Source organism: Nocardioides lentus (assembly GCF_039529515.1).
GTDB classification, from domain to species: domain Bacteria; phylum Actinomycetota; class Actinomycetes; order Propionibacteriales; family Nocardioidaceae; genus Nocardioides; species Nocardioides lentus.
In genome coordinates, this window is record NZ_BAAAMY010000005.1 from 306,912 (window position 1) to 312,288 (window position 5,377).

General features: G+C 72.7%; 5 protein-coding genes. 2 read left to right on the top strand and 3 right to left on the bottom strand.

The features are described from left to right. Positions 1-31: 31 nt before the first annotated feature. Positions 32-475, bottom strand: coding sequence for a hypothetical protein (locus tag ABD158_RS12375; protein ID WP_344007582.1), 444 nt, complete (start codon positions 473-475; stop codon positions 32-34). 126 nt (positions 476-601) lie between these two features. Here ABD158_RS12375 and rarD point away from each other — a divergent pair, with 126 nt between their 5' ends. After that, a complete protein-coding gene (rarD, locus tag ABD158_RS12380; RefSeq protein WP_344007586.1) occupies positions 602-1,579 on the top strand; it encodes an EamA family transporter RarD in 978 nt (325 codons plus the stop codon). Between the two features lie 118 nt (positions 1,580-1,697). Continuing rightward, positions 1,698-3,794: a PhoX family protein gene (locus ABD158_RS12385; protein ID WP_344007588.1), complete on the top strand. Its 2,097-nt coding sequence runs from the start codon at positions 1,698-1,700 to the stop codon at positions 3,792-3,794. 108 nt (positions 3,795-3,902) lie between these two features. On the opposite strand, the gene ABD158_RS12390 is transcribed toward ABD158_RS12385, so the two are convergent. Beyond that, positions 3,903-4,835 carry a polyprenyl synthetase family protein gene (locus ABD158_RS12390; RefSeq protein WP_344007998.1) on the bottom strand — a complete coding sequence of 311 codons (933 nt, stop codon included), beginning with the start codon at positions 4,833-4,835 and terminating at the stop codon, positions 3,903-3,905. Between the two features lie 83 nt (positions 4,836-4,918). Beyond that, positions 4,919-5,377, bottom strand: a 459-nt coding sequence (locus tag ABD158_RS12395; protein ID WP_344007590.1) for a proton-conducting transporter transmembrane domain-containing protein, incomplete at its 5' end; no start/stop codon positions are given.

Below are 5,377 nucleotides of genomic sequence, written 5' to 3' on the forward strand. Positions count from 1 at the left end.
GGGGCCTCGTCGCGTGCGTGGTGCGGTCGCGTCAGGAGATGCGACGGATGCCGCGGACCGAGGAGCGGGCGGCCGAGTAGTCGCCCCGCTTCTTGACGAGCGCGAAGTACTTCACGACCTGACCGACCCGCGAGGGGTTGGACACGTTGGTGCGGTACTTGCCCTGGCCGTTGGTCTTGACCTTCTTGAAGATCTTGTAGTTGTTGTTGTTCTCGCCGACCGCACGCTTGATGATCACCGTGCTGTTCTTGTAGTTCGGCTTCGCGAGGCCCGAGACGACGAACCGGTTGGCGCGGGGCTCGTTGAGGTACATCGAGACCTTGCGCTTCGCCTCGAACGACGGGGCGCGCTCGGCCGCGGCGGGCTGCTCGACGGCCTGCGGGACGACCTCCGCGGCGACGGCGGGCGCGCCGAGGGCGACGGGCGTGAACCCGATGACGGCGGTGGCGACGAGGCCACTGATCAGACGCTTCATTCTTTCCTCCAACAGGGACGGATGACGGTGCGCACGTGACCTTCCCACACGCCGAGGGGCTCAAACCACGATTCCCACGAACCTCAGGAGTTCGTGTCGGAACACCCCCGTCCCTACACTCGCGAGGTGACGCAGGTGCAGCGGGTCGGGACCCTCGAGGACCTCGACGCCCGGGCCTCCGAGCTCCGCACCGGCTTCCTCGCGGGTCTCGCGGCCTACCTGATGTGGGGCGCGTTCCCGCTGTACTTCCCGCTCCTCGAGCCGGCCGGCGCGATCGAGCTGCTCGCCCACCGCGTCCTGTGGTCGGCGGTCACGATGCTCCTGCTGCTGGTCGTGCTGCGCCGGGTGGGCCACCTGCGCGCGATCCTCCGCAGCCGCCGCACGGTCGGCCTGCTGCTGGTCGCCGCCGCCGTGATCGCGGTCAACTGGGGCACCTTCATCTGGGCGACCACCAACGGCCGCGTGATCGAGACGTCGCTGGGCTACTTCATCAACCCGCTCGTCACCGTCGTCATCGGCGTCGTGGTCCTCTCCGAGCGCCTGCGCGGCCTGCAGTGGGCCGCCCTCGGCCTCGCGGCCGGGGCGGTGCTGCTGCTGACCCTCGACTACGGCCGCCCGCCGTGGGTCGCGCTCGTGCTGGCCTGCTCGTTCGGGACCTACGGGCTGGCCAAGAAGAAGGCCGGTGTCGGGGCCGTCGAGGGCCTCACCTTCGAGTCCTTCGCCCTGACCCCCCTCGCCGGGGCCTACGTCGGGTGGCTCGTGGTCACGGGCGCCTCCCAGTTCGGGGGCCACGGGGTGGCGCACGCGCTGCTGCTGGCCTCGGCCGGGCTGGTCACCGCCGTGCCGCTGCTGTGCTTCGGCGCGGCCGCCACCCGGGTGCCGCTGGTGACGATCGGGCTGCTGCAGTACGTCACCCCCACCTGCCAGTTCCTGCTCGGGCTGCTGGTCTTCGACGAGGCGATGCCGACCGGCCGCTGGGTCGGGTTCTCCCTGGTGTGGCTGGCGCTGGTGCTGCTGTCGGTCGAGATGGTCACCCACCCGGCCCGCGAGCGGCGCCGCGCGCGCCGTCGTACGGCGGCCGGGGTGGCCCCGCCCTGCGGCTGAGGTCGCCCGGTCCGCCCGTTCACCGGCTGGCAACGCACGTCTCCCCTGGTGCTCACCTGGCGCCCCTACGGTCGAGCGGTCCTTCCCCCCGCCCTTCAGTCCGGGAGTCCTCTCGCGCATGAGCACCTCACCCGCCACCCGCACCCTGCTGCCGCTGCTGCCCGACCCGATGGCCGAGGGCCACTCGCGGGCCTCGCGCAGCGCGATGACCTGCACGTACCGGTGCGACGACGCCTGCTTCAAGCCGGCGCCCAACACGACCGCCACCCCCCACGTGCGCGACGAGATCGCCAAGGTGGTCCAGCGTCGCTCCGTGCTCAAGGGCGCCGCCGTCGGCACCGGCGCGCTCGCCCTCGCCGGCGGCGTGCTGTCCTCCCCCGTGGCCGCCGCCCCGGGCGCCGGTCGTGGCGCGGGCGGCGCCGTGTCGGAGGCGAACCCCTCCGCCGACCTCGCCACCACGCCCTTCCGGACCGTCCCGCCGAACCGCCGCGACGCCGTCGTCGTGCCCGACGGGTTCACCAACGACGTCGTGATCCGCTGGGGCGACGGCGTGCTCCCCGGCGCCCCCCGCTTCGACGCCTACGACCAGAGCGTCGCGGCCGCGAAGAAGCAGTTCGGCTACAACTGCGACTACGTCGGGCTGCTGGACCACCCGAGCAACCGCGCCCGGTCCGTCCTCGTCGTGAACCACGAGTACACCACCGAGCCCGCCATGTTCCCCGCCGAGGGCTACACCGACGCGGAGAAGATCGAGATCGAGATGTACAACCACGGCATCTCCGTGGTGGAGGTCAAGCGCGGCGCCACCCCCGGCTCCTGGAACCGGGTCGCCCCGCGCAACGCCCCGCTCAACCGCCGCATCAACGTCGACACGACCTTCTTCGTGACGGGTCCCGCGGCCGGCTCCGACCGCCTGAAGACCACCGCGGACCCCTCCGGCACCCGCGTGAAGGGCACCCTGAACAACTGCGCCGGCGGCATGACGCCCTGGGGCACGGTGCTCTCCGGCGAGGAGAACTTCAACCAGTACTTCGCCGGCACGATCGACCCCGAGTACGCCGCGTCGTACGCCCGCTACGGCATCAGCGCCACCGGCTCGCGCAACTGGGGCAGCGTCGACCCCCGCTTCGACCTGGGCACCGAGCCCAACGAGCCGAACCGCTTCGGCTGGATCGTCGAGGTCGACCCGCGCCAGCCGAAGGCGTCGCCGCGCAAGCACACGATGCTCGGCCGCTTCAAGCACGAGGGCGCGAACGTCATCATCAGCCGCGAGGGCTACGCGGTCGCCTACATGGGCGACGACGAGCGCGGCGACTACCTCTACAAGTTCGTCTCCAAGCGGAAGATGGCGAAGGGCAGGTCCGGCGCCGCCCGCGACCGCAACAAGAAGCTACTGACCGAGGGCACGCTGTACGTCGCGCGCCTCGTGGGCGACGGCGCCGAGGACGGCACCTACGACGGCACCGGCCGCTGGATCCCGCTGTGCTCGGACACCGAGTCCTTCGTCGACGGCTGGACGGTTGAGGACATCCTCGTCGACACCCGCCTCGCCGCCGACGCCGTGGCCCCGACCCGCATGGACCGTCCCGAGGACGTCGAGCCCAACCTGGTCAACGGCCGGGTCTACGCCGCGCTGACCAACAACTCCCAGCGCGGCACCCGCTTCCCCGCCGACGAGGCCAACCCGATCACGACCTCCCAGGTGCGCGACTCCCTCGACGGCGAGCTCACCCCGGCCGCCGGCAACAACAACGGCTACGTCCTCGAGATGCTCGCCGCCCGCGGTGACCACGCCGCGCCGGCCTTCACCTGGAACCTGCTGCTGGTCTGCGGCGACCCGGAGGCGCAGGAGACCTACTTCGGCGGCTACCCGAAGGAGGAGGTCAGCCCGATCAGCTGCCCCGACAACGTCGCGTTCGACACCAAGGGCAACCTCTGGATCTCCACCGACGGCAACCGGCTCGGCAGCAACGACGGCATCTTCCGGGTGCCCGTCGCCGGCGCCGAGCGCGGCAACGTGCAGCAGTTCCTCACCGTCCCCCGGGGAGCCGAGGCCTGCGGCCCGCTGCTGACCGACGGCGACCGGGCGCTCTGGACCGCCGTCCAGCACCCGGGCGAGCTCGACGGGTCCAGCTTCGACGAGCCGGGCAGCACCTGGCCCCACACCGACGACTTCCCCCGCCCGTCGGTGGTCGTCACCTACCGCCGCGGCTGACGCCCCGCGCCCCCCGCGCGCACCCGTCGTACCGAGCCCGGCCCGCCGCACCCAGCGGCGGGCCGGGCTCGTCGCCGTCCCGGCCTCGACCGGCGGGGGGCCCGCTGCTCAGGTCGAGCGGGTGGCGACGATGTCGGCGAAGGTCTCGAGGGCGTCGCGGACGGGACCGGGGTCGAGGGCGACGAGGAGGGCCTTCGCCTCGCCGGCGCGGGCGACCACGTAGTCGCGGGCCTGCTGCAGGGCCGGGTGGGCGCGGAGCAGCGCGAGGGCCTCGGCGTGGAGGACGTCGTCGTCGAGGTCGAGGTCGAGCAGCTCGCGGAGCCGGGCGTCCGCCGGGTCGGTCGAGGCCCGGGCCAGGATCACCGGCAGCGTCGGGACGCCCTCGCGCAGGTCCGTCCCCGGCGTCTTGCCGGACTCGACCGACTCCGAGGCGATGTCGAGGATGTCGTCGGAGAGCTGGAACGCGGCACCCACGATCTCCCCGTACGCCGTCAGCGCCGCGCGGACCTCGGGCGTGGCCCCGCCGAAGATGGCCCCGTACTCCGCGGAGGTCGCGATCAGGGACCCGGTCTTGCCGGCGACGACGTCGAGGTGGTGCTCGACGGGGTCCTGACCCTCGGCGGGCGGGACGGTCTCCAGGATCTGGCCCTCGACGAGCGCGGTGAAGGTCCGGGCCTGGATCCCGACGGCGTCGGCGCCGAGGACGGCGGTGAGCTCGGAGGACTTCGAGAACAGGAAGTCGCCGGTGAGGATCGCGACGTGGTTGTCCCAGCGCGCGTTGGCCGACTCGGCGCCACGCCGCAGGTCGGCCTCGTCCATGACGTCGTCGTGGTACAGCGACGCGAGGTGGGTCAGCTCGACCACGCAGGCCGCGGTGATGACGTCCTCGGAGTCCGGGGTCGCGCCCGTCTCGGCGGCGAGCAGCACCAGCAGCGGACGGAACCGCTTGCCCCCGGCCCGCAGCAGGTGGCTGGCCGCGCTGGTGACGAACGGCGCCCGGCTCACGACGTGGCCGGCGAGCGCGGACTCGACCCTCTCCATGCGGCCCGCGAGCCGCGCGGCGAGGTCCGGGTCGAGCACCGGCAGGGCGAGGTCGGGCCCCGCCTCGCCGGCCTGCTGAGTGGTCACCGGACGAAGGTACCCACGGAGCCCGCGAGGTCGAGCACGGGCCCGGGGACCACGCCGAGCAGCACGGTCACGCCGACGCAGACGGCGATCGTGGCGACGGTCAGCGCCGACGGCAGCTCGACCCGCACCTGGTCGGGCGCGACGGTCCGCGACCGGACCGCGAGGGCCCCGGCCCCGGTGTCGGTGAACCGGTCCGACTCCGTGCCGTCGGTGCCCGCCTTCTCGGGCGCGGCGTCCACGGTGAAGAACATCAGCAGGATCACGCGCACGTAGAAGAAGATCGCGATCATGCTGCTCACCAGCGCCACGACCACGACCGGCCAGGCGCCCGCGGCGAGCGCGACGGTGAACACCGACCACTTGCCGACGAAGCCCGCGGTCAGCGGGATGCCCGCCATCGACAGCAGGAACAGGGCGAAGATGCCGGCGACCGCCGGGGATCGGCGGCCCAGACC